This is a genomic window from Agrobacterium leguminum, assembly GCF_015704895.1.
Classification (GTDB): domain Bacteria; phylum Pseudomonadota; class Alphaproteobacteria; order Rhizobiales; family Rhizobiaceae; genus Agrobacterium; species Agrobacterium leguminum.
Genome location: NZ_JADQWB010000005.1, coordinates 173,931 through 193,154, shown reverse-complemented (window position 1 = coordinate 193,154; position 19,224 = coordinate 173,931). Strand labels below are relative to the sequence as shown.

The window sequence follows — 19,224 nt, the reverse complement described above, 5'->3', positions numbered from 1 at the left end:
AGCCCCGCCAAAGTTCAGAACAAAACGCCCGGAGCAATCCGGGCGTTTTTGTTTGTGCGGATAGGGGTCTGTCGCTTTTGCGGTCGGGCGACGTCTCCAGCCACGTGCGGCGGGCTCAGCCCTGTTCGCGGATGTTATAACGGGTGAGGACGGAAAGCCGGCGAACGAGATCGGTCTGGCCGGTGCTGCCGGTCTTCGCATAGATCGACTTGGCGTTGCTGCGCACCGTTTCGTGGGAAATCTGCAATTGCTTCGCCACGGCGGGAAGCGAAAGCCCCTTCATGATTTCCAGCGCCACACGGGCCTCGCCCCTGGTGAGGTCATAAAGCCCCTTTAGCAGTGAGGTCGCGTCGGCGACGGTGCCCATGGGTTGCGATATCAGCACGATGGCGCAGCCTTTCGGGGACAGATCCAGTGCGTTCCTGCGCAACGGTATGACATGCAGGATGCAGGACCGATCTTCGCCGGTCGGCAGCGGGAACGAGCCGATATTATGCCCGGCAAGCGCCTTATAGAGCAGCCGGTTCACTCTTTCGTCGGCAATCACGATCCTGTCGTGGGCGCGGGTGGAAATACATTTCCTGAGGGAGAGAAACATGTCGTTTGCGGAAAGCACACGGCCGCTCGCCTGAAGCACCGCCGCCGGCGCCCCGATGGCGTTCAGTCCAAGCGTCATGGCATCGGCTTTCTGCCGCTGCAGCCGGGTTGCCAGCGTGAGGCTGCGGGCAATATGCGGTCTCAGCCGGTCGAGCGCCGCCATGGTTTCCGGCTCGATGACGCCGCTATCGAGCTTGCGTTCGAAAAGCACCGTCATTGCCGGATGGTCGGGCGGGGCAACCTGTGTGGCCGCGCCATATCCCAGTCCGCGCGGTATCAGGAAATCGCGCACGATCGGCAGGCCGGCCCATTCATCATGGGTGAAGACATCGAAATCCTGCACGAAGGAAAATTGTCCCTCGCGGATTGCGCGGGTCAGGCGGTCGTTTCGGCGGTTCCAGCCGCCATCCATGAAGGCCTGCATCAGTTCCTGGAAATTGGGCGTGTAAAGCCAGGCTTCTTCTTCACCCTTGCCCCAGGTAAGGGCGCCACCCCAGAAATCCAGCCGGTGGCCGATGGCGGCAATGACCTGTGCCCAACGATCGGGGAAAAGCGCTGCCTCATAAATGTCATCGATAATGTCTGCCGACAATATAGTATTCAACCCGTCACTGGAATCTTGTGTCGGGGCTATTTAAACCTCATATTCCGGTATTGTTCAACGTATAATCAAATAATACTATTGTATTCAAAGTATATAATCTATGAGTGACTTAATATATTGACCAATTTGCCAAAGGGATCGCGCAGAAACAGCCGGCGCACGCCCCAGGCTTCGGTAACCGGGCCATAGTCGATCGGCAAGCCCGCTTTCAGGATTCTTTCGTGGATCTCTTCGAAATTATCGACCTCGATGGAAAGGTCCGGCACGGCAGTGCCGGAGCCGCCTTCGCTTGCGAAGCTGACCTGCGCCCTGGCTTCGAGCGGACTGGCATAGGTCAGGATCCAGCCGTGGTCCATGGCGACGGTCATGCCGAGAATATCGCCATAGAATGCCTGAGCCCGCGCGGGTTCCGGTGTTGCGATGTTGGCGACGACACGTCTTACCGCCACGGACCTGCGCCTCAGGCGAAGCGGATGATGGCGACTTCGCCTTCGAGCGCGCCCTGATAGGCGGAGGCGTGCGGCTCTTCATCCGGCACGTCGGTCAGCATGCCGATCTGGTCGAGATCGGCTTCGATGAAACCTTCCTCGGAAAGCGCGTTCAGCGTTTCGCGTACGGCGGTATCGTCGTCCGGCGCCCGCAGGATGACGTGGATGTCGATGCCCTCGGAATTGTCGGTCTCATAGGCCTTGCCGATGACGATGAAGACCATCGGCTCGTCGCGTCCGTTGTCGTTGTCGGGGAGGGTGCTCATGACGCGGTTCCTTGATCTGTCGTTGCTGTGATGCGGGCCGAGGGAATCGGTCCCGCCCATGGCGGAGCCGCTCCGGCCCGCCATGGGGAATCAATAGACGGATTTTATGAAAAGCCAAAGCGTGGAGGTCAAAATCGCTGCCTTCTGTGCCGACTTATGTTAAAGCGGGTTGGAAATGGCCCGGACGTGGGCTTTGCGGCCATGGGTGGCGGCGCAAAATGTGGATTCACCCTTGACGAAAGCTGGCTAAAACAGTAGTACGCCCGCCATCGGAGCCTCTGTGGGTGCTGGCCGTTCGGTAACCTTTTTCCCGAACATCATCTCAAACGGGTCTCCATTGCACGTAGAAGACACGAATGTTGCACGCAAGACGCCTCATCCGGTGTCCTCTGCTCTTGGTGGTCCATCCGTGAAAACGGATCGGGCCACGTTTTGCGCATGAGGATATATGCGTGCATCGTCGCCGGCAACGGCATAGCCGCCACCCGTGAGGGTGGCTAAAGTAGTTTTTGCAAGGGATGGTTATATGCCTACCGTAAACCAGCTGATCCGCAAGCCTCGCCAGGCACAGGTAAAGCGCAACAAGGTTCCTGCTCTTCAGGAAAACCCGCAGAAGCGTGGTGTTTGCACCCGCGTTTACACGACGACCCCGAAGAAGCCGAACTCGGCTCTGCGTAAGGTTGCCAAGATCCGCCTCACCAACGGCTTCGAAGTCATCGGCTACATTCCGGGCGAAGGTCACAACCTTCAGGAACACTCCGTGGTCATGATCCGCGGCGGCCGCGTAAAGGACTTGCCGGGCGTGCGTTACCACATCATCCGCGGTGTTCTCGATACCCAGGGCGTCAAGAACCGCAAGCAGCGCCGCTCCAAGTACGGTGCGAAGCGTCCGAAGTAATTCGGGTTTAAACAAATTCCGGCGCTGCGCGAGGTTCTCCGCGTGGTTTAGCGTCAATAACATTGAGAGACAAAGAATATGTCCCGTCGCCATAGTGCAGAAAAGCGTGAGATCAACCCGGACCCGAAGTTCGGCGATCTGGTCGTCACCAAGTTCATGAACGCCATCATGCTTCACGGCAAGAAGTCGGTCGCAGAAAGCATCGTTTACGGCGCATTCGACGTCGTTCAGGGCAAGACGAAGCAGGAGCCGCTCGGCGTGTTCCACTCCGCCCTCGACAACGTTGCTCCGCACGTTGAAGTGCGTTCGCGCCGCGTTGGTGGTGCCACGTATCAGGTTCCCGTCGACGTTCGCCCCGAGCGCCGTCAGGCCCTTGCTATCCGCTGGCTGATCACGGCTGCCCGCAAGCGCAACGAAACGACCATGGTCGATCGCCTTTCCGGCGAACTCATGGACGCTGCGAACAACCGCGGTTCCGCTGTCAAGAAGCGCGAAGACACGCACAAGATGGCCGACGCCAACCGCGCATTCTCGCATTACCGCTGGTAATCTTAACCGGTCGCATATCGAAAGGCAGTCCATTATGGCTCGCGAATATAAAATCGAAGACTACCGCAATTTCGGTATCATGGCGCATATCGACGCCGGCAAGACGACGACCACCGAGCGTATCCTTTATTACACCGGTAAGTCGCACAAGATCGGCGAAGTTCACGATGGCGCTGCCACGATGGACTGGATGGAGCAGGAGCAGGAGCGTGGTATCACCATCACCTCCGCCGCCACCACGACCTTCTGGAAGGGTCGCGACGGCAAGATGCGCCGCTTCAACATCATCGACACCCCCGGCCACGTCGACTTCACCATTGAAGTCGAGCGTTCGCTGCGCGTTCTCGACGGCGCCATCGCGCTGCTCGACGCCAACGCCGGTGTTGAGCCGCAGACGGAAACCGTCTGGCGTCAGGCCGAGAAGTATCATGTTCCGCGCATGATCTTCTGCAACAAGATGGATAAGACCGGTGCTGACTTCTACCGCTCGGTGGAAATGATCAAGACCCGTCTCGGCGCCATCGCCGTTGTCATGCAGCTGCCGATCGGCGCTGAGACCGAGTTCAAGGGCGTTATCGACCTGATCGAGATGAACGCACTCATCTGGCGCGACGAATCGCTCGGCGCTCAGTGGGACGTCGTCGAAATCCCGGAAGACATGAAGGCCAAGGCTGACGAATATCGCGAAAAGCTGATCGAGACCGTTGTCGAGATCGACGAAGAAGCGATGGAAGACTACCTGAACGGCATCATGCCCGACAACGACAAGATCCGTGCGCTCGTTCGCCGCGGCACCATCGACGTGAAGTTCCACCCGATGTTCTGCGGTACCGCGTTCAAGAACAAGGGCGTTCAGCCGCTTCTCGACGCCGTTGTCGACTACCTGCCTTCTCCGCTGGACATTCCGGCGATCAAGGGTATCGACTTCAAGACCGAAGCCGAAATCGAGCGTCATGCCGACGACAGCGAGCCGCTTTCCATGCTCGCTTTCAAGATCATGAACGACCCCTTCGTCGGTTCGCTGACCTTCGCACGTATCTACTCGGGCAAGCTCGAAAAGGGTACGTCTGTCATCAACACGGTCAAGGACAAGCGCGAGCGCGTCGGCCGTATGCTGCAGATGCACTCCAACAGCCGTGAAGACATCGAAGAAGCCTTTGCCGGCGACATCGTTGCTCTGGCTGGCCTCAAGGAAACCACCACTGGCGATACGCTCTGCGATCCGCTGAAGCCGGTTATCCTCGAGCGCATGGAATTCCCCGAGCCGGTCATCCAGATCGCGATCGAGCCGAAGACCAAGGGCGACCAGGAAAAGATGGGCCTCGCGCTCAACCGTCTGGCTGCTGAAGATCCTTCGTTCCGCGTCAAGACGGATGAAGAGTCCGGTCAGACGATCATCGCGGGCATGGGCGAACTTCACCTCGACATTCTCGTTGACCGTATGCGTCGCGAATTCAAGGTTGAAGCAACCGTCGGCGCTCCGCAGGTTGCCTACCGCGAAACCATCACGCGTCAGCACGAAGAAGACTACACGCACAAGAAGCAGTCCGGTGGTACCGGTCAGTTCGCTCGCGTGAAGATCATCTTCGAACCGAACCCCGAAGGCGAAGACTTCAAGTTCGAATCCAAGATCGTCGGCGGTGCTGTTCCGAAGGAATACATCCCGGGCGTTCAGAAGGGTATCGAAAGCGTTCTGTCTTCCGGTCCGCTGGCTGGCTTCCCGATGCTCGGCGTCAAGGCGACGCTGGTCGACGGTGCATTCCACGATGTCGACTCGTCGGTTCTCGCCTTCGAAATCGCATCGCGTGCCTGCTTCCGTGAAGCAGCGAAGAAGGCTGGCGCACAGCTTCTCGAGCCGATGATGAAGGTCGAAGTCGTAACGCCGGAAGACTATGTCGGTGACGTTATCGGCGACCTGAACTCCCGTCGTGGTCAGATCCAGGGCCAGGAAAGCCGTGGTATCGCCGTCGTCATCAACGCGCATGTTCCGCTCGCGAACATGTTCAAGTACGTCGACAACCTGCGCTCCATGTCGCAGGGCCGTGCACAGTACTCGATGACGTTCGACCACTATTCGCCGGTTCCGTCGAACGTGGCGCAGGAAATCCAGGCTAAGTACTCCGGTCAGAAGTGATCGGGGTACGCCCCACCGAATTTTGAAGATTATTCCCGTCAAGGGACAAGAATGGAGAGCCACTAATGGCAAAGAGCAAGTTTGAGCGCAATAAGCCGCACGTCAACATTGGCACGATCGGTCACGTTGACCATGGCAAGACGTCGCTGACGGCAGCGATCACGAAGTTCTTCGGCGAATTCAAGGCGTATGACCAGATCGACGCCGCGCCTGAAGAAAAGGCCCGTGGTATCACGATTTCGACGGCGCACGTTGAATACGAAACGCCTGCCCGTCACTATGCGCACGTCGACTGCCCCGGCCACGCCGACTACGTGAAGAACATGATCACCGGTGCTGCCCAGATGGACGGCGCGATCCTGGTTTGCTCGGCTGCCGACGGCCCGATGCCGCAGACCCGCGAGCACATCCTGCTTGCCCGTCAGGTTGGCGTTCCGGCGATCGTCGTGTTCCTCAACAAGGTCGACCAGGTTGACGACGCCGAGCTTCTCGAGCTCGTCGAGCTTGAAGTTCGCGAACTTCTGTCGTCCTACGACTTCCCGGGCGACGATATTCCGATCATCAAGGGTTCGGCACTTGCCGCTCTTGAAGATTCTGACAAGAAGATCGGTGAAGACGCGATCCGCGAGCTGATGGCTGCGGTTGACGCCTACATCCCGACGCCTGAGCGTCCGATCGACCAGCCGTTCCTGATGCCGATCGAAGACGTGTTCTCGATCTCCGGCCGTGGTACGGTTGTGACGGGTCGCGTTGAGCGCGGTATCGTCAAGGTTGGTGAAGAAGTCGAAATCGTCGGCATCCGTCCGACCTCGAAGACGACGGTTACCGGCGTTGAAATGTTCCGCAAGCTGCTCGACCAGGGCCAGGCCGGCGACAACATCGGCGCACTGGTTCGCGGTGTTAACCGTGACGGCGTCGAGCGTGGTCAGATCCTGTGCAAGCCGGGTTCGGTTAAGCCGCACAAGAAGTTCAAGGCTGAAGCCTACATCCTGACGAAGGAAGAAGGCGGCCGTCATACGCCGTTCTTCACGAACTACCGTCCGCAGTTCTACTTCCGCACGACGGACGTAACGGGCATCGTTACGCTTCCGGAAGGCACGGAAATGGTTATGCCTGGCGACAACGTGACCGTTGACGTCGAGCTGATCGTTCCGATCGCGATGGAAGAAAAGCTGCGCTTCGCTATCCGCGAAGGCGGCCGTACCGTCGGCGCCGGCATCGTCGCTTCGATCGTCGAGTAATTTCGACCTTTGAAATTCAGACTGGCGGCGGTGTGAACAACACCGCCGCCGGACTTTTGGTAAAAAGCCTGGCGGCGTTGCATTTTTAGTGCTTGAAAAATTCGGTGAAAGCGCGTAAACGCGCACTCACACTCACCGCTGGATTCGCAAGCGATTGCGAAACGCGGTGTTTTAGCAATACAGACAACTGAAATGATTGGGATGCGACAGCGCATTTCTCTCGATTTTTGAAAATCTGCGGCGCCACGATCAATAGAAGTTCATGTGTTTCCGCGTGCGGAAACGAATAACAAAGAACAAGGACAAGACGAATGAACGGCCAGAATATCCGTATCCGCCTCAAGGCGTTCGATCACCGGATCCTCGATGCCTCTACCCGTGAAATCGTGTCGACCGCAAAGCGCACCGGCGCCAGCGTTCGCGGCCCGGTTCCGCTCCCCACCCGCATCGAAAAGTTTACCGTCAACCGCTCTCCTCACGTCGATAAGAAGAGCCGTGAACAGTTCGAAATGCGGACGCACAAGCGTCTTCTCGATATCGTTGACCCCACCCCGCAGACTGTCGATGCTCTGATGAAGCTCGACCTCGCTGCTGGCGTTGACGTGGAAATCAAGCTCTAAGACCCGGCCCGATCTATCCAAGGTGAGGGCTGAAATAACAAGGAAGGTACGTGGAGTAATCCAACGACTTCCAAACCGGAGACCGGAAACATCGTGAGATGTCGAAGGGCACTCCTTAACAAAGGCCAGAGAGGGTTTTCCCTTCAAGGCTCGCAAGAGGATGAACCAATGCGTTCAGGTGTGATTGCACAGAAAGTGGGTATGACACGCGTCTATAACGACGCAGGTGAACATATCCCCGTAACAGTATTGCGACTGGATAACGTACAAGTCGTTGCCCAGCGCACGGAAGACAAGAATGGCTATACCGCAGTTCAGCTCGGTGCCGGCCAGTCCAAGGTCAAGAACACGACGAAGGCGCTTCGCGGTCATTTTGCCGCTGCCAATGTCGAACCGAAAGCCAAGCTCGTCGAGTTCCGGGTTTCCCCCGAGAACCTGATCGACATCGGTGCAACACTGACCGCAAATCATTTTCAGTCCGGCCAGCTGGTCGACGTCACTGGAACCACGATCGGTAAAGGTTTTGCCGGTGCTATGAAGCGTCACAACTTCGGTGGTGGCCGCGCTTCGCACGGTAACTCCGTGTCGCACCGTGCACACGGTTCGACCGGTAACAACCAGGATCCGGGCCGCGTCTGGAAGGGCAAGCGCATGGCTGGTCATATGGGCCAGACGCGCGTTACGACCCAGAACCTCGAAGTCGTTTCGACCGATGAAGACCGTGGCCTCATCCTCGTGAAGGGTGCAGTTCCCGGCTCGAAGGGTTCCTGGATCATCGTCCGCGACGCCGTCAAGTCGGCTGCGAAGTAAGGGAGCCTTATCATGGAATTGAACGTCAAGACCCTCGAGGGAAAAGACGCCGGCAAGGTTTCTCTGTCGGATGAGATTTTCGGCCTCGACCCCCGCCAGGACATCCTGGCCCGCATGGTTCGCTGGCAGCTTGCAAAGAAGCAGCAGGGAACCCACAAGTCCAAGAACCGGTCGGAAGTTTCCCGCACCGGCGCGAAGATGTACAAGCAGAAGGGTACGGGCCGCGCTCGTCACCATTCGGCTCGCGCACCGCAGTTCCGCGGCGGCGGCAAGGCCCACGGCCCGGTCGTTCGCAGCCATGCACACGACCTTCCGAAGAAGGTTCGCGCGCTCGCTCTGCGTCACGCCCTGTCTGCAAAGCTGAAGGCTGAAGAACTGATCATCGTTGATCAGCTCGTCGCGTCCGAAGCAAAGACCAAGGCTCTGCTGGGCAGCTTCGCTTCGCTTGGCCTGACCAACGCTCTCGTTATCGGCGGCGCCGAACTTGATGGCAACTTCAAGCTCGCTGCTCAGAACATCCCGAACGTGGACGTTCTGCCGGTTCAGGGCATCAATGTTTACGACATCCTGCGCCGTGGCAAGCTGGTGCTTTCCAAGGCTGCTGTAGAGGCTCTGGAGGAGCGGTTCAAATGACGGATCTTCGCCACTACGATGTGATCGTATCTCCTTCGATCACGGAAAAGTCGACGCTGGTATCCGAACAGAACCAGGTCGTATTCAACGTCGCCAAGAACGCTTCCAAGCCTGAAATTAAGGCTGCCGTGGAAGCTCTCTTCGGCGTCAAAGTCACGGCTGTGAACACGCTTATCCGCAAGGGTAAGACCCGTCGTTTCCGTGGATTCGCCGGTAAGCTGAAGGACGTCAAGAAAGCCGTCGTCACGCTCGCCGAAGGTCAATCCATCGACGTGTCCACCGGACTCTAAAGGTTAGGCCCAAGCGGGCAAAGACCCAAAAGGGAACAAGAAAATGGCATTGAAAAGTTTCAATCCGACCACGCCGAGCCAGCGCCAGCTGGTTATCGTGGACCGCGCTTCGCTCTACAAGGGCAAGCCGGTAAAGGCTCTCACCCAGGGCCTCAGCTCCAAGGGTGGCCGTAACAACCAGGGCCGGATCACCGTCCGTTTCCAGGGTGGCGGTCACAAGCGGACCTACCGTCTGGTTGACTTCAAGCGTCGCAAGTTCGACGTAGAAGGCACCGTTGAGCGTCTGGAATACGACCCCAACCGCACCGCGTTCATCGCGCTGGTTACGTATACCGACGGCGAACAGGCTTACATTCTCGCGCCACAGCGTCTCGCTGCCGGTGACAAGGTGATCGCCTCCGACAAGGCAGTGGACGTGAAGCCCGGCAACACCATGCCGCTTCAGTACATTCCGGTCGGTTCGATCATCCACAACGTCGAGATGAAGCCGGGCAAGGGCGGTCAGATCGCTCGCTCCGCCGGTACGTATGTCCAGCTCGTCGGCCGCGATGCCGGCATGGCCATCCTGCGTCTCAACTCGGGCGAACAGCGTCTGGTGCATGGCTCCTGCCTCGCATCGATCGGTGCTGTTTCGAACTCGGACCACGCCAACATCAACGACGGCAAGGCCGGTCGTTCCCGTTGGCGCGGCAAGCGTCCGCACGTTCGCGGCGTCGTCATGAACCCGGTCGACCACCCGCACGGTGGTGGTGAAGGTCGCACGTCGGGTGGTCGCCACCCGGTTACTCCGTGGGGCAAGCCCACGAAGGGCAAGCGCACCCGTTCGAACAAGTCGACCGACAAGTTCATCATGCGCTCGCGCCATCAGCGTAAGAAGTAAGAGAGGTAGTCACTAATGGCTCGTTCAGTATGGAAAGGTCCGTTTGTTGACGGCTATCTTCTCACCAAGGCTGAGAAGGTGCGCGAGAGCGGACGTAACGAAGTAATCAAGATCTGGAGCCGTCGCTCCACGATCCTGCCGCAGTTCGTTGGTCTGACCTTCGGCGTCTACAACGGCAGCAAGCATGTGCCCGTCTCCGTCAACGAAGACATGGTCGGACACAAGTTCGGTGAATTCTCTCCGACCCGTACCTATTACGGTCACGGCGCGGACAAGAAGGCAAAGAGGAAGTAATCATGGCGAAGGCTAAGACCGAACGCCGGCTGAAGGACAACGAGGCTCAGGCCGTTGCCCGTACGCTCCGCGTCAGCCCCCAGAAACTGAACCTGGTTGCCGCTCTTATCCGTGGCAAGAAGGTTGATCGCGCTCTCGCCGAGCTCGAATTCTCCCGCAAGCGCATTGCAGGCACCGTCAAGAAGACGCTGGAATCTGCAATTGCCAATGCGGAAAACAACCACGACCTCGACGTCGACGCTCTCGTCGTCGCCGAGGCCTATGTTGGCAAGTCCATCACCATGAAGCGTTTCCACGCTCGTGGCCGTGGTCGTGCTTCCCGCATCGAAAAGCCGTTCGCTCACCTCACGATCGTTGTTCGTGAAGTCGAGGAAAAAGGGGAGGCCGCATAATGGGTCAGAAAATCAATCCGATTGGCTTCCGCCTCGGCATCAACCGTACCTGGGATAGCCGCTGGTACGCTGACACCGCAGAATACGGCAAGCTGCTGCATGAAGACCTGAAGATCCGGGCTTACCTGATCAAGGAACTCAAGCAGGCCGGTATCGCCAAGGTCGTCATCGAGCGTCCGCACAAGAAGTGCCGCGTTACGATCCACTCGGCTCGTCCGGGTCTGATCATCGGCAAGAAGGGCGCGGACATCGAGAAGCTTCGCAAGAAGCTTTCCGAGATGACCAACTCCGAAACGCACCTCAACATCGTTGAAGTGCGCAAGCCGGAAATCGACGCGACGCTGGTTGCCCAGTCGATCGCTCAGCAGCTCGAGCGCCGCGTGGCTTTCCGCCGTGCGATGAAGCGTGCTGTTCAGTCCGCAATGCGTCTTGGCGCCGAAGGCATCAAGATCACCTGCGGCGGCCGTCTCGGCGGTGCAGAAATCGCTCGTACCGAATGGTACCGCGAAGGTCGCGTTCCGCTCCACACGCTGCGTGCGGACATCGACTACGGCACGGCTGAAGCTGAAACCGCATTCGGCATTTGCGGCATCAAGGTCTGGATCTTCAAGGGCGAAATCCTTGAGCACGATCCGATGGCTTCTGAGCGTCGCGGTCTCGAAGGCGACGCACAGGGCCCTGCAAGCCGTGAGCGTGGCGATCGTCCCGATCGTCGTCGCGAAAACGCTTGATTGACGCTGGCGAAAGATAAGCTCGGAGAAGTAAGAAAATGTTGCAGCCAAAGCGTACTAAGTACCGTAAGCAGTTCAAGGGACGCATCAAGGGCGTCGCCAAGGGCGGCTTTGACCTGGCATTCGGTGAATTCGGCTTGAAGTCGCAGGAACCGAACCGCGTGAATGCACGCGAGATCGAAGCGGCCCGCCGCGCGATCACGCGTTACATGAAGCGCGCAGGTCGCGTGTGGATCCGCGTATTCCCCGACGTTCCGGTCACGGCAAAGCCGACCGAAGTTCGTATGGGTAAGGGCAAGGGTTCGGTCGATTACTGGGCATGCAAGGTCAAGCCCGGTCGTATGATGTTCGAGATCGACGGTGTGTCCGAGGAGATCGCCCGTGAGGCGCTTCGTCTCGGCGCTGCCAAGCTCTCGGTCAAGACGCGCTTCGTACAGCGCATCGCAGAGTAAGGAGCAAGGCACATGAAAGCCGATGAAGTTCGCGGCCTCAGCGCCGACCAGCTCAAGGACAAGCTCGCCGATCTGAAGAAGGAGCAGTTCAACCTGCGCTTCCAGAAGGCAACTGGTCAGCTGGAGAAGTCCTCGCGCATCAACGAAGTCCGCAAGGATATCGCCCGCGTTAAAACCATTGCCCGCCAGAAGGCGGCAGAAGCCAAGGCCTAAGGAAGAATAATATGCCGAAACGCATTCTGCAGGGCGTCGTAGTGTCCGACAAGAACGAGAAGACTGTCGTAGTCCGGGTTGAGCGCCGATTCGCTCACCCGCTGCTTCAGAAGACCGTTCGTCGTTCGAAGAAGTACAAGGCACACGACGAAAACAATCAGTATAAGGTCGGCGATGTCGTTTCCATCGAGGAATGCGCACCGATCTCCAAGGACAAGCGCTGGACGGTCGTTTCCGCCCAGGCTTAATTTCATCAGAATCGCGCCAGGTGTCTTGCACTTGGCGCGAATTCCTGTATGAAGCACCGCAAGGACGCTCGTGAATCGAGCGTCTTTTGCTTTGATGCGCACGGAAGGTCCTTCGGGAAACCACCCTGTCACGACATTTCCGCGCAAAAAAAGAGATATTCATAAGCTGGGGCAGGGGGCTTGCTCGGGAGAGTTTGCCCAACCGTCCCGGTAACAACAAGAAGGCGACCTGACATGATTCAGATGCAAACAAACCTCGACGTGGCGGATAATTCCGGCGCACGTCGTGTCATGTGCATCAAGGTGCTGGGCGGCTCGAAGCGCAAATATGCTTCTGTTGGCGACATTATTGTCGTTTCCATCAAGGAAGCTATTCCGCGCGGCCGCGTCAAGAAGGGCGACGTGATGAAGGCGGTTGTCGTGCGCACCGCCAAGGACATCCGCCGCGCTGACGGCAGCGTCATCCGTTTCGATAACAACGCAGCCGTTCTTATCGACAACAAGAAAGAGCCCATCGGCACCCGTATCTTCGGACCGGTTCCGCGCGAACTTCGCGCCAAGAACCACATGAAGATCATCTCGCTGGCTCCGGAAGTACTGTAAGGAGCGAATGCGATGCAGAAGATTCGTAAAGGCGACAAGGTTGTCGTATTGACCGGTAAGGACAAGGGCCGTACCGGCGAAGTAATCCAGGTTTTGCCGAAGGAAGATCGGGCCGTTGTGCGTGGCGTTAACATGGTGAAGCGTCACCAGCGCCAGACCCAGGCCCAGGAAGCCGGCATCATCAACAAGGAAGCATCCTTGCACATCTCCAACATCGCCATCGTCGACAAGGATGGCAAGCCGACCCGCGTTGGCTTCTCGGTTGTGGATGGCAAGAAGGTCCGCGTGGCCAAGCGTTCGGGAGAAGTGATCGATGGCTGATAAGTACGAGCCGCGTCTCAAGACGGAATACGTTTCCCGTATCCGTGGCGCCATGCAGGAGAAGTTCTCCTACGCCAACGTGATGATGATCCCGAAGCTTGAAAAGATCGTGATCAACATGGGTGTTGGCGAGGCGACTGCCGACTCCAAGAAGCCCACCATCGCTGCCGGTGACCTGGCTGCGATCGCCGGCCAGAAGCCGGTCGTTACCCGCGCTCGCAACTCGATCGCAGGTTTCAAGGTTCGCGAAGGCATGCCGATCGGTGCGAAGGTTACCCTTCGTGGCGCCCGCATGTACGAATTCCTTGATCGTCTGGTCAACATCGCGCTTCCGCGCGTTCGCGACTTCCGGGGCCTGAACCCGAAGAGCTTTGACGGCCGTGGCAACTTCGCCATGGGCATCAAGGAACACATTGTGTTCCCTGAGATCAACTACGATAAGGTTGATCAGATGTGGGGCATGGACATCATCGTTTGCACGACGGCGACGTCGGACGACGAAGCTCGGGCTCTGCTGACAGAGTTCAACTTCCCGTTCCGTCACTAACCGTAACGACGAGCGTAGAAAAGGAACTCCGATATGGCGAAAACAAGCGCAGTTGAAAAGAACAAGCGCCGCCGCAAGTCGGTCGCCCAGCAGGCCGCCAAGCGCGCCGCACTGAAGGCGATCGTGATGAACCAGTCCCTTCCGATCGAAGACCGGTTCAAGGCCACTCTGAAGCTCGCTTCGCTGCCGCGTGACGGCTCGAAGACGCGTATCCGCAACCGCTGCGAAGTAACGGGCCGTCCGCGCGCGTTCTATCGCAAGCTCAAGATGTCGCGTATCGCGCTTCGTGAGCTGGGCAATTCCGGCAAGGTGCCGGGCATTGTCAAGTCGAGCTGGTAAGGAGACGGGCACATGACCATGACTGATCCTTTGGGTGATATGCTCACCCGCATCCGCAATGGTGCTGCTCGCCGCAAGTCTTCGGTAAGCACGCCGGCTTCCAGCCTCCGCGCACGCGTTCTCGACGTGCTGCAGGCTGAAGGCTACATTCGCGGTTATTCCAAGGTCGATTTCGAAAACGGCAAGTCCGAATTCACGATCGAGCTGAAGTACTACGAAGGCGCGTCCGTGATCCGTGAGATCGGCCGCGTTTCCAAGCCGGGCCGCCGGGTTTATGTCTCGGTAAAGTCCATTCCGCAGGTCGCGAACGGCCTCGGCATCACCATCCTTTCGACCCCGAAGGGCGTGATGGCCGATCACCAGGCTCGCGAACAGAACGTTGGTGGCGAGGTTCTTTGCTCGGTCTTCTAAGACTGGGCAAGGATCTCCATAACGAACAGACAGGATTGAATAATGTCTCGTATCGGTAAAAAGCCCGTTCCGGTTCCAGCAGGTGTGACGGCCAATGTCGACGGCCAGAAGGTTACTGCTAAGGGCCCGAAGGGTGAACTGTTTTTCGTCGCTAACGACGACATTCAGCTGAAGCTCGAAGATAACGGCGTTTCCGTAACGCCGGCTAACGGCACCAAGGAAGCTCGTTCGAAGTGGGGCATGTCCCGCACGATGATCGAGAACATCTTCAAGGGTGTTAAGGACGGCTATGAGCGCAAGCTCGAAATCAACGGCGTCGGTTACCGTGCCGCCATGCAGGGCAAGAACCTGCAACTGGCTCTCGGCTTCTCCCACGATGTTGTTTACGAGCCGCCGGTCGGCATCACCATTGCCGTTCCGAAGCCCACGGAAATCATCGTTTCCGGCATCAACAAGCAGCAGGTTGGCCAGGTAGCCGCGGAAATCCGCGAATACCGCGGTCCCGAGCCCTACAAGGGCAAGGGCGTGAAGTACGCTGAAGAGCGTATTGTCCGCAAAGAAGGCAAGAAGAAGTAAGGATCACGCGAAATGGCTAGCAGGAAAGAAGCACTTGCACGTCGCGCGAGCCGTGTGCGCCGCCAGATCAAGGCGGTTGCCAACGGCCGCCCGCGCCTGTCGGTTCATCGCTCGTCGAAGAACATCTACGCCCAGATCATCGATGACGTTGCTGGCAAGACGCTTGCGTCTGCCTCCACGCTCGAAGCCGATCTGCGCGGCTCGCTCAAGACCGGCGCCGACGTTGCAGCAGCAACTGTCGTAGGCAAGCTGGTTGCCGAGCGTGGCGTCAAGGCTGGCGTCAAGGATGTCGTATTCGACCGTGGCGCGTTCATCTACCACGGCCGTATCAAGGCCCTGGCAGACGCTGCCCGCGAAGGCGGCCTGAACTTCTGATTTTTTTCCGCCCGGACAACGATCCGGGCGGAATTTCACCGGACCATGCGGATCTCTTCATTGGGACCGCTGGTCTTTTCGTTTGCCGTTCCACCCGCAAAAGAAAAAGGACAAGGACAATGGCACAGGATAAAAGAGGTTCCCGCGAAGAGCGTCAGAACCGCGAAGAGCGCGATAGCGAATTCGTCGACAAGCTGGTCGCGATCAACCGCGTTGCAAAGGTTGTTAAGGGTGGCCGTCGCTTCGGCTTCGCCGCTCTCGTCGTCGTTGGCGACCAGAAGGGCCGCGTTGGCTTCGGTCACGGCAAGGCTCGTGAAGTTCCGGAAGCGATCCGCAAGGCAACCGAAAGCGCAAAGCGCGATCTGATCTTCGTTCCGCTGCGCGATGGCCGCACGCTGCACCACGACGTCAATGGCCGTCACGGCGCAGGCAAGGTTCTGCTGCGTTCGGCCAAGGCCGGTACCGGTATCATCGCCGGTGGTCCGATGCGCGCCGTTTTCGAAACGCTCGGCGTTCATGACGTTGTTGCCAAGTCGACCGGTTCTTCGAACCCGTACAACATGGTTCGCGCTACGTTCGACGCTCTGAAGCATCAGGTTCATCCGAAGGACATCGCTGCACAGCGCGGTCTGAAGTATGCGACCCTTCAGGCTCGTCGTGCCGCTTCCGGCAACGCTTCTGAAGAATAAGGAGCTGGATCATGGCCAAGAAGACTACTGAAGCCAAGAAGACTGTTACGGTCGAACAGATCGGCAGCCCCATTCGCCGCCCGGCAATCCAGCGCCAGACGCTGATCGGCCTGGGTCTCAACAAGATGCATCGTCAGCGCACCCTGGAAGACACTCCGGCGGTTCGCGGCATGATCCGTGCGGTCCAGCATCTCGTTCGCGTCGTTGACGAGAAGTGAGACGGAGTAACCTATCATGAAACTCAATGAAATCAGAGACAACGAAGGCGCCTCCAAGGACCGTATCCGCGTAGGTCGCGGTATCGGTTCCGGCAAGGGCAAGACCGGTGGTCGCGGTGTGAAGGGCCAGAAGGCTCGTTCGGGCGTCGCCATCAACGGTTTCGAAGGCGGTCAGATGCCCATCTACCGTCGTCTGCCGAAGCGCGGTTTCAACAACATCTTCGCTTCCGAATATGTTGTCGTATCGCTCGGCCGCATTCAGACCGCCATCGACGCCAAGAAGCTTGACGCTTCCGCAACGATCGATGCCGCTGCTCTCAAGGCTGCCGGCGTTATCCGCCGCGCCAAGGACGGCGTACGCATTCTCGCCGACGGCGAGCTGAAGGCCAAGGTCGCTTTCGAAGTTGCCGGCGCTTCCAAGCCCGCAATCGAAAAGATCGAAAAGGCTGGCGGTTCGATCAAGCTTCTCGCAGTTGCAGCAGAAGCCGCCGAGTAATATATAGACTTCAGACGCCCGGGGCTCGTCGCTCCGGGCGTTTGCGCTCCCTGGCCTATGGTGCTTTCGATCTAAATCGATTTATAGAGCATCAGGGCAATCTCTTCGCGGTGTGCTTCCACGGCCCCGCTTGCGGCAGAAAGTGCTGCAGGGAGAGCCTCACAGTTCTTGAACTTCCGTAGGGGAGGGGATAGGACATAAAAAACAGGGTGAGGCATGATGGCGGCTGAGAGCCGCATTTGTCCGAAGCCCGGTTTTGACCAGTATCTTTTAGACCTTTCCGCATCGGCCGGTTGCGCTGGCTGGCAAGGGTCATTCGGAGAAATTTATGGCTTCAGCAGCGGAACAACTGGCTTCGAACCTGAATTTTTCGACCTTCGCTAAGGCGGAGGATCTGAAAAAGCGTCTCTGGTTTACTCTTGCCGCACTTCTCGTCTACCGTCTCGGCACCCACATTCCGCTTCCGGGCCTGAACCCCGAAGCCTATGCGCAGGCCTTCCGTGGCCAGGCCAACGGTATTCTCGGTCTTTTCAACATGTTTGCGGGTGGCGCCGTCGAGCGCATGGCGATCTTCGCGCTCGGCATCATGCCTTACATCTCCGCTTCGATCATCGTGCAGCTCATGACCTCGGTCGTGCCCTCGCTCGAAGCGTTGAAGAAGGAAGGCGAAGCCGGCCGCAAGATCATCAACCAGTATACGCGCTACGGCACGGTGCTGCTCGGCACGCTGCAGGCCTATGGCATTGCGGTCGGCCTCGAAAGCGGTAACGGCCTCGTGGTCGATCCGGGCTGGTTCTTCCGCATTTCCACCGTCATCACGCTGCTCGGCGGCACGATGTTCCTGATGTGGCTGGGTGAGCAGATCACCTCGCGCGGTATCGGCAACGGTATTTCGCTGATCATCTTCGCGGGCATTGCCGCAGGCCTGCCCAAGGCTCTGGCCGGCACGCTGGAACTCGGCCGTACCGGTGCGCTTTCCACCCCGCTCATCCTGACGGTGGTTGTGGTCGCCATCGGCGTCATCGCGCTCATCGTCTTCGTGGAGCGCGCGCAGCGCCGCCTGTTGATCCAATATCCGAAGCGACAGGTCGGCAATCGCATGTTCCAGGGCGATACCTCGCATCTGCCGCTGAAGCTCAACACGGCCGGCGTCATTCCCGCGATCTTCGCATCGTCGCTGCTGCTGCTGCCGGCAACGGCTGCGGGTTTTGCCGGAAACACCAACCTGCCGGGCTGGGCAACCTCGATCATCGCGTCGCTGCAGCACGGACAGCCGCTGTTCATGGCGCTCTACGGCCTGCTGATCGCGTTCTTTGCGTTTTTCTATACGGCGATCGTCTTCAATCCGAAGGACACCGCAGATAACCTCAAGAAGCATGGTGGCTTCATTCCGGGCATCCGTCCGGGCGAGCGCACCGCGGAGTACATCGATTACGTCCTGACCCGCATCACGGTGGTCGGCGCGATTTATCTTGTCTTCGTCTGTATCCTTCCTGAGACACTTATCGCACGCACGGGCATTCCATTAGCCCTTGGTGGTACTTCGCTTTTGATCGTTGTCAGTGTAACTCTGGATACGGTTGCGCAAATTCAGGGCCACCTGATCGCGCAGCAGTATGAAGGGCTGATCAAGAAGTCGAAGTTGCGTGGAGGAAAGAGGGGACGATGAGACTGATATTTTTGGGTCCGCCGGGTGCGGGCAAGGGAACCCAGGCCAAGCGGCTGACGGACAAGTACGGGATCCCGCAGCTTTCCACCGGTGACATGCTTCGCGCTGCGGTCAGCGCGGGCACCGAAATCGGCAAACGCGCCAAGGCCGTCATGGACGCCGGCGGGCTTGTTTCCGACGATATCGTCAATCAGATCGTTTCCGAACGCATCGAAGCACCGGACTGTGCCAAGGGCTTTATTCTCGACGGCTATCCGCGCACCGTTCCGCAGGCCAAGGCGCTTGCCGAGAACATGCGCAAGAAGAATCTGGTCCTCGATGCCGTCATCGAACTCAAGGTGGACGAAGAGGCGTTGATTCGCCGAATCGAAAACCGCGTGGCTGAAACCATTGCCGCCGGCGGTACGGTTCGCTCGGATGACAATCCGGAAGCGTTCCGCAAGCGCCTGACGGAATATCGCGAGAAGACCGCGCCGCTGTCCGCCTATTACAGCGAACAGGGCGAGCTCGTGACGCTGGATGGCATGGCTGACGTCGATGCCGTCACCGAGGCTATCGAGCGCGTTCTCGAGAAAGCTTCCGCCTGATCGACGGAGCGGATGGGCGGGGCTGTTGCGCTCTTGCCCATATCTCGCTTGCG

Annotated in this window: 30 protein-coding genes; 27 read left to right on the top strand and 3 right to left on the bottom strand. The window is 58.5% G+C overall.

The features are described from left to right. Window positions 1–115: 115 nt before the first annotated feature. The 3 genes from I3J13_RS10255 to I3J13_RS10245 form a co-directional block, all read right to left on the bottom strand. Complete coding sequence (locus I3J13_RS10255) at window positions 116–1,201, bottom strand: helix-turn-helix transcriptional regulator (protein WP_196378721.1); 1,086 nt, start codon at window positions 1,199–1,201, stop codon at window positions 116–118. Between the two features lie 98 nt (window positions 1,202–1,299). Further along, complete coding sequence (locus tag I3J13_RS10250; protein WP_035262580.1) at window positions 1,300–1,650, bottom strand: VOC family protein; 351 nt, start codon at window positions 1,648–1,650, stop codon at window positions 1,300–1,302. Between the two features lie 11 nt (window positions 1,651–1,661). Then, window positions 1,662–1,955, bottom strand: a complete 294-nt coding sequence (locus tag I3J13_RS10245; protein WP_035262574.1) for a hypothetical protein — start codon at window positions 1,953–1,955, stop codon at window positions 1,662–1,664. 526 nt (window positions 1,956–2,481) lie between these two features. On the opposite strand from I3J13_RS10245, the gene rpsL reads away from it, so the two are divergent. The 27 genes from rpsL to I3J13_RS10110 all read left to right on the top strand — a co-directional run bounded on the left by rpsL (window position 2,482) and on the right by I3J13_RS10110 (window position 19,171). Then, window positions 2,482–2,853: a 30S ribosomal protein S12 gene (gene rpsL / locus I3J13_RS10240; protein WP_003507760.1), complete on the top strand. Its 372-nt coding sequence runs from the start codon at window positions 2,482–2,484 to the stop codon at window positions 2,851–2,853. Between the two features lie 78 nt (window positions 2,854–2,931). Then, entirely contained in the window at window positions 2,932–3,402 is a 471-nt protein-coding gene (gene rpsG, locus I3J13_RS10235) for a 30S ribosomal protein S7 (protein ID WP_003507761.1), read from the top strand. Between the two features lie 34 nt (window positions 3,403–3,436). Further along, complete coding sequence (gene fusA / locus I3J13_RS10230) at window positions 3,437–5,536, top strand: elongation factor G (RefSeq protein WP_003523732.1); 2,100 nt, start codon at window positions 3,437–3,439, stop codon at window positions 5,534–5,536. Window positions 5,537–5,601: 65 nt separating this feature from the next. Further along, window positions 5,602–6,777, top strand: coding sequence for an elongation factor Tu (tuf, locus tag I3J13_RS10225; protein WP_003525183.1), 1,176 nt, complete (start codon window positions 5,602–5,604; stop codon window positions 6,775–6,777). A 311-nt stretch (window positions 6,778–7,088) separates the two neighbouring features. Beyond that, a complete protein-coding gene (gene rpsJ / locus I3J13_RS10220) occupies window positions 7,089–7,397 on the top strand; it encodes a 30S ribosomal protein S10 (protein WP_003507767.1) in 309 nt (102 codons plus the stop codon). A gap of 168 nt (window positions 7,398–7,565) precedes the next feature. Next, complete coding sequence (gene rplC, locus I3J13_RS10215) at window positions 7,566–8,207, top strand: 50S ribosomal protein L3 (protein WP_003507769.1); 642 nt, start codon at window positions 7,566–7,568, stop codon at window positions 8,205–8,207. A 12-nt stretch (window positions 8,208–8,219) separates the two neighbouring features. Beyond that, a complete protein-coding gene (rplD, locus tag I3J13_RS10210) occupies window positions 8,220–8,840 on the top strand; it encodes a 50S ribosomal protein L4 (protein WP_003495173.1) in 621 nt (206 codons plus the stop codon). Beyond that, entirely contained in the window at window positions 8,837–9,130 is a 294-nt protein-coding gene (locus I3J13_RS10205; RefSeq protein WP_003521003.1) for a 50S ribosomal protein L23, read from the top strand. The genes rplD and I3J13_RS10205 overlap by 4 nt, the downstream gene beginning before the upstream one ends. Window positions 9,131–9,173: 43 nt before the next feature. After that, window positions 9,174–10,010: a 50S ribosomal protein L2 gene (gene rplB, locus I3J13_RS10200; protein WP_003521004.1), complete on the top strand. Its 837-nt coding sequence runs from the start codon at window positions 9,174–9,176 to the stop codon at window positions 10,008–10,010. 15 nt (window positions 10,011–10,025) lie between these two features. After that, the gene (rpsS, locus tag I3J13_RS10195; RefSeq protein ID WP_003507772.1) at window positions 10,026–10,304 is read left to right on the top strand and encodes a 30S ribosomal protein S19; all 279 of its coding nucleotides are present in this window, start codon (window positions 10,026–10,028) and stop codon (window positions 10,302–10,304) included. Between the two features lie 2 nt (window positions 10,305–10,306). Continuing rightward, complete coding sequence (rplV, locus tag I3J13_RS10190) at window positions 10,307–10,696, top strand: 50S ribosomal protein L22 (protein ID WP_003521005.1); 390 nt, start codon at window positions 10,307–10,309, stop codon at window positions 10,694–10,696. Continuing rightward, complete coding sequence (gene rpsC / locus I3J13_RS10185; protein WP_003495188.1) at window positions 10,696–11,427, top strand: 30S ribosomal protein S3; 732 nt, start codon at window positions 10,696–10,698, stop codon at window positions 11,425–11,427. The genes rplV and rpsC overlap by 1 nt, the downstream gene beginning before the upstream one ends. Window positions 11,428–11,465: 38 nt before the next feature. Further along, the gene (gene rplP, locus I3J13_RS10180; RefSeq protein WP_003495190.1) at window positions 11,466–11,879 is read left to right on the top strand and encodes a 50S ribosomal protein L16; all 414 of its coding nucleotides are present in this window, start codon (window positions 11,466–11,468) and stop codon (window positions 11,877–11,879) included. Window positions 11,880–11,891: 12 nt separating this feature from the next. After that, window positions 11,892–12,092, top strand: a complete 201-nt coding sequence (rpmC, locus tag I3J13_RS10175) for a 50S ribosomal protein L29 (RefSeq protein WP_003495193.1) — start codon at window positions 11,892–11,894, stop codon at window positions 12,090–12,092. Window positions 12,093–12,103: 11 nt separating this feature from the next. Beyond that, window positions 12,104–12,340 (top strand): 30S ribosomal protein S17, encoded by a 237-nt coding sequence (rpsQ, locus tag I3J13_RS10170; RefSeq protein WP_003495195.1) that lies wholly within the window; start codon window positions 12,104–12,106, stop codon window positions 12,338–12,340. Between the two features lie 234 nt (window positions 12,341–12,574). Next, window positions 12,575–12,943, top strand: a complete 369-nt coding sequence (rplN, locus tag I3J13_RS10165; RefSeq protein ID WP_003495199.1) for a 50S ribosomal protein L14 — start codon at window positions 12,575–12,577, stop codon at window positions 12,941–12,943. Between the two features lie 12 nt (window positions 12,944–12,955). Then, entirely contained in the window at window positions 12,956–13,264 is a 309-nt protein-coding gene (gene rplX, locus I3J13_RS10160; RefSeq protein ID WP_003521006.1) for a 50S ribosomal protein L24, read from the top strand. After that, window positions 13,257–13,811, top strand: a complete 555-nt coding sequence (gene rplE / locus I3J13_RS10155) for a 50S ribosomal protein L5 (RefSeq protein ID WP_003495201.1) — start codon at window positions 13,257–13,259, stop codon at window positions 13,809–13,811. Before rplX ends, rplE begins: the two co-directional genes overlap by 8 nt. A gap of 33 nt (window positions 13,812–13,844) precedes the next feature. Then, a complete protein-coding gene (gene rpsN / locus I3J13_RS10150; RefSeq protein ID WP_003507785.1) occupies window positions 13,845–14,150 on the top strand; it encodes a 30S ribosomal protein S14 in 306 nt (101 codons plus the stop codon). A gap of 12 nt (window positions 14,151–14,162) precedes the next feature. Then, window positions 14,163–14,561 (top strand): 30S ribosomal protein S8, encoded by a 399-nt coding sequence (gene rpsH / locus I3J13_RS10145; protein WP_003521007.1) that lies wholly within the window; start codon window positions 14,163–14,165, stop codon window positions 14,559–14,561. Window positions 14,562–14,603: 42 nt separating this feature from the next. Beyond that, window positions 14,604–15,137, top strand: a complete 534-nt coding sequence (gene rplF, locus I3J13_RS10140) for a 50S ribosomal protein L6 (RefSeq protein WP_003495204.1) — start codon at window positions 14,604–14,606, stop codon at window positions 15,135–15,137. Between the two features lie 12 nt (window positions 15,138–15,149). Beyond that, window positions 15,150–15,512, top strand: a complete 363-nt coding sequence (gene rplR / locus I3J13_RS10135; protein WP_003521008.1) for a 50S ribosomal protein L18 — start codon at window positions 15,150–15,152, stop codon at window positions 15,510–15,512. Between the two features lie 119 nt (window positions 15,513–15,631). Further along, window positions 15,632–16,201 (top strand): 30S ribosomal protein S5, encoded by a 570-nt coding sequence (gene rpsE, locus I3J13_RS10130; RefSeq protein WP_004442585.1) that lies wholly within the window; start codon window positions 15,632–15,634, stop codon window positions 16,199–16,201. Between the two features lie 11 nt (window positions 16,202–16,212). Continuing rightward, window positions 16,213–16,419 carry a 50S ribosomal protein L30 gene (gene rpmD / locus I3J13_RS10125; protein WP_020812287.1) on the top strand — a complete coding sequence of 69 codons (207 nt, stop codon included), beginning with the start codon at window positions 16,213–16,215 and terminating at the stop codon, window positions 16,417–16,419. A gap of 16 nt (window positions 16,420–16,435) precedes the next feature. Beyond that, on the top strand, window positions 16,436–16,915 hold the full coding sequence (gene rplO, locus I3J13_RS10120; protein WP_003521009.1) for a 50S ribosomal protein L15: 480 nt from the start codon (window positions 16,436–16,438) through the stop codon (window positions 16,913–16,915). A 328-nt stretch (window positions 16,916–17,243) separates the two neighbouring features. After that, window positions 17,244–18,584 (top strand): preprotein translocase subunit SecY, encoded by a 1,341-nt coding sequence (gene secY, locus I3J13_RS10115; RefSeq protein ID WP_003521010.1) that lies wholly within the window; start codon window positions 17,244–17,246, stop codon window positions 18,582–18,584. Next, window positions 18,581–19,171, top strand: a complete 591-nt coding sequence (locus I3J13_RS10110; protein ID WP_003521011.1) for an adenylate kinase — start codon at window positions 18,581–18,583, stop codon at window positions 19,169–19,171. Before secY ends, I3J13_RS10110 begins: the two co-directional genes overlap by 4 nt. The last annotated feature ends 53 nt before the right edge of the window (window positions 19,172–19,224 follow it).

Coding starts and splice junctions, on each gene's coding strand:
- I3J13_RS10245 (WP_035262574.1), bottom strand. CDS start 1,955: ATGAGCACCCTCCCCGACAACGACAACGGACGCGACGAGCCGATGGTC.
- rpsL (WP_003507760.1), top strand. CDS start 2,482: ATGCCTACCGTAAACCAGCTGATCCGCAAGCCTCGCCAGGCACAGGTA.
- rpsG (WP_003507761.1), top strand. CDS start 2,932: ATGTCCCGTCGCCATAGTGCAGAAAAGCGTGAGATCAACCCGGACCCG.
- fusA (WP_003523732.1), top strand. CDS start 3,437: ATGGCTCGCGAATATAAAATCGAAGACTACCGCAATTTCGGTATCATG.
- tuf (WP_003525183.1), top strand. CDS start 5,602: ATGGCAAAGAGCAAGTTTGAGCGCAATAAGCCGCACGTCAACATTGGC.
- rpsJ (WP_003507767.1), top strand. CDS start 7,089: ATGAACGGCCAGAATATCCGTATCCGCCTCAAGGCGTTCGATCACCGG.
- rplC (WP_003507769.1), top strand. CDS start 7,566: ATGCGTTCAGGTGTGATTGCACAGAAAGTGGGTATGACACGCGTCTAT.
- rplD (WP_003495173.1), top strand. CDS start 8,220: ATGGAATTGAACGTCAAGACCCTCGAGGGAAAAGACGCCGGCAAGGTT.
- I3J13_RS10205 (WP_003521003.1), top strand. CDS start 8,837: ATGACGGATCTTCGCCACTACGATGTGATCGTATCTCCTTCGATCACG.
- rplB (WP_003521004.1), top strand. CDS start 9,174: ATGGCATTGAAAAGTTTCAATCCGACCACGCCGAGCCAGCGCCAGCTG.
- rpsS (WP_003507772.1), top strand. CDS start 10,026: ATGGCTCGTTCAGTATGGAAAGGTCCGTTTGTTGACGGCTATCTTCTC.
- rplV (WP_003521005.1), top strand. CDS start 10,307: ATGGCGAAGGCTAAGACCGAACGCCGGCTGAAGGACAACGAGGCTCAG.
- rpsC (WP_003495188.1), top strand. CDS start 10,696: ATGGGTCAGAAAATCAATCCGATTGGCTTCCGCCTCGGCATCAACCGT.
- rplP (WP_003495190.1), top strand. CDS start 11,466: ATGTTGCAGCCAAAGCGTACTAAGTACCGTAAGCAGTTCAAGGGACGC.
- rpmC (WP_003495193.1), top strand. CDS start 11,892: ATGAAAGCCGATGAAGTTCGCGGCCTCAGCGCCGACCAGCTCAAGGAC.
- rpsQ (WP_003495195.1), top strand. CDS start 12,104: ATGCCGAAACGCATTCTGCAGGGCGTCGTAGTGTCCGACAAGAACGAG.
- rplN (WP_003495199.1), top strand. CDS start 12,575: ATGATTCAGATGCAAACAAACCTCGACGTGGCGGATAATTCCGGCGCA.
- rplX (WP_003521006.1), top strand. CDS start 12,956: ATGCAGAAGATTCGTAAAGGCGACAAGGTTGTCGTATTGACCGGTAAG.
- rplE (WP_003495201.1), top strand. CDS start 13,257: ATGGCTGATAAGTACGAGCCGCGTCTCAAGACGGAATACGTTTCCCGT.
- rpsN (WP_003507785.1), top strand. CDS start 13,845: ATGGCGAAAACAAGCGCAGTTGAAAAGAACAAGCGCCGCCGCAAGTCG.
- rpsH (WP_003521007.1), top strand. CDS start 14,163: ATGACCATGACTGATCCTTTGGGTGATATGCTCACCCGCATCCGCAAT.
- rplF (WP_003495204.1), top strand. CDS start 14,604: ATGTCTCGTATCGGTAAAAAGCCCGTTCCGGTTCCAGCAGGTGTGACG.
- rplR (WP_003521008.1), top strand. CDS start 15,150: ATGGCTAGCAGGAAAGAAGCACTTGCACGTCGCGCGAGCCGTGTGCGC.
- rpsE (WP_004442585.1), top strand. CDS start 15,632: ATGGCACAGGATAAAAGAGGTTCCCGCGAAGAGCGTCAGAACCGCGAA.
- rpmD (WP_020812287.1), top strand. CDS start 16,213: ATGGCCAAGAAGACTACTGAAGCCAAGAAGACTGTTACGGTCGAACAG.
- rplO (WP_003521009.1), top strand. CDS start 16,436: ATGAAACTCAATGAAATCAGAGACAACGAAGGCGCCTCCAAGGACCGT.
- secY (WP_003521010.1), top strand. CDS start 17,244: ATGGCTTCAGCAGCGGAACAACTGGCTTCGAACCTGAATTTTTCGACC.
- I3J13_RS10110 (WP_003521011.1), top strand. CDS start 18,581: ATGAGACTGATATTTTTGGGTCCGCCGGGTGCGGGCAAGGGAACCCAG.